Below are 1,933 nucleotides of genomic sequence, written 5' to 3' on the forward strand. Positions count from 1 at the left end.
CAGTGCGCCTTGCAGACGATAATAAGACGGTACATTATATTTTGCACTTCCTGGTTCCAATTGATCTAAAAACCATAATCGCTGCTGAGCAAACGACAAAGATGTACCCGCACTTGTGCGCTCTACAGACCTCAGAACTAACCGCTTTGCTCGTTGTTCTGTTTGCAATATCCCTTCAATGGCTGCCGCTAATGCCGCTAATGTGGTAGTATCGAAAACGGTACGTAATGGAATTTCTACATCCAATGTTTTTCGTAACCGAGAAATAAACTGTGCTGCTAGTAATGAATGTCCTCCTAGTTTGAAAAAGTTATCGGACATACTGATGTTGTTAGTCCCTAGCAGTTCCTGACACGCTCTAGCTACTGTTTTTTCCATTGATGTAGACGGATGGACAACCTGCTCTTCGGCAACATACGTATCTGGTACTGGCAGTGCTTTTCGATCTACTTTCCCGTTTGCATTTAATGGCAGTGCATTCAGGAACACGTATACCGATGGCACCATCACTTGTGGTAACTGCTCTGTCATGTAATGTTGCAGGATATGATCCATATGTTCTTGCTGCTCATCTACTACCACATACGCAACGAGCTGCTTTCCTATATACTCATCCTCTCGTACAATGACGATTGCTTCTTTTACCTGTTCATGACTATGCAGTACTGTGGCAATTTCACCAAGCTCCATTCGTACTCCATTGATCTTTACTTGATGATCTATACGGCCGATGTATTCGATATTTCCGTCAGCATTGTACGTACCTATATCTCCACTTCGATATAACCTTTCACCTTTATCAAATGGACTGGGTATAAACTTCTCTTGTGTTAATTCTTTTTTACCTAAATAACCCCGTGTTACACCCAGACCACCAATACATATTTCCCCTGGCACACCAATGGGTACTGGCTGCATTTGCTTGTCTAAAATATATATACGTGCATTAGGAATTGGCTTCCCAATAGGAGGCATCTGATTCGTTGCGTTTACTTTCACTTCACCTGCTGTTACAACCACCGTTGTTTCCGTCGGACCATAATAATTTATTAATGTAAAGGGTAGTGGTGACACAGGTGTAGTTGTCATCTTCTCTCCTCCAGTCAAAAGATAACGAAGGGAGGTATGTGTAGGCCACTCTAGCGTTTGCATTACTTTTACAAGTGGTGTGGTAATGAAAGTAATAGTAATCTTATGTTTGATCAGCCAATCTTTCAATTTTTCTGGAGAAAGTCGTGCTTCTTCATCCACCAATACAATTGAGGCACCAATCGTTAAACAAGACCAAATCTCCCAAACAGTTGCATCAAATCCTAATCCAGCAAGATGTGGAGAACGATCCTTTGCAGTTAAATTGTAAGTCTTTACATACCCGCATATTAAATGACTTATATTGCGATGCTCCACCATCACTCCTTTAGGACGTCCAGTCGAACCAGAAGTATAAATCACATAAGCAAGATGATGTGGCTGCACCTCCCGCTCTACTATAGGGGCCGTTTCATCTTCGTCCACTACTTTCTGTCTGTTTATCTCATCCAAACTAATCATGGACACATCTTCTGCTACCTCTAACTTTCCTTGTAAGTGTCCCTGCGTCAATATGATTTTCACGTTGCTGTCTTCTACCATATGCAATAGACGTTGACTAGGATTAAATGGATCTAACGGAACATAAGCTCCTCCTGCTTTCCATATCCCAGCAAGACTAATAATGAAATCAAATGAACGCTCCATATACACCCCAACAAGTACATCTGGTCCTACACCTAAACGCTGCAAATAAGCTGCTAACTGGGTTGCCTGCTCATTCAATGCTCCATAAGTTAACGATGTACCTTCAAACGTAACCGCCACTGCTTCTGGCGTGCGTGCTGCCTGTGCTTCAAAGAGCTCATGCACACATACATCACGTGGAAATGCTTGCTCCGTA

The 1,933-nt window shown here is 42.4% G+C and carries 1 protein-coding gene; it reads right to left on the bottom strand.

All coding sequences use genetic code 11. The features are described 5' to 3' along the window. A partial coding sequence (locus tag ERL59_RS20605; RefSeq protein ID WP_160648108.1) for a non-ribosomal peptide synthetase occupies positions 1–1,933 on the bottom strand: 1,933 nt, incomplete at both ends.

Source organism: Chengkuizengella marina (genome assembly GCF_009910845.1).
GTDB classification, from domain to species: domain Bacteria; phylum Bacillota; class Bacilli; order Paenibacillales; family KCTC-33759; genus Chengkuizengella; species Chengkuizengella marina.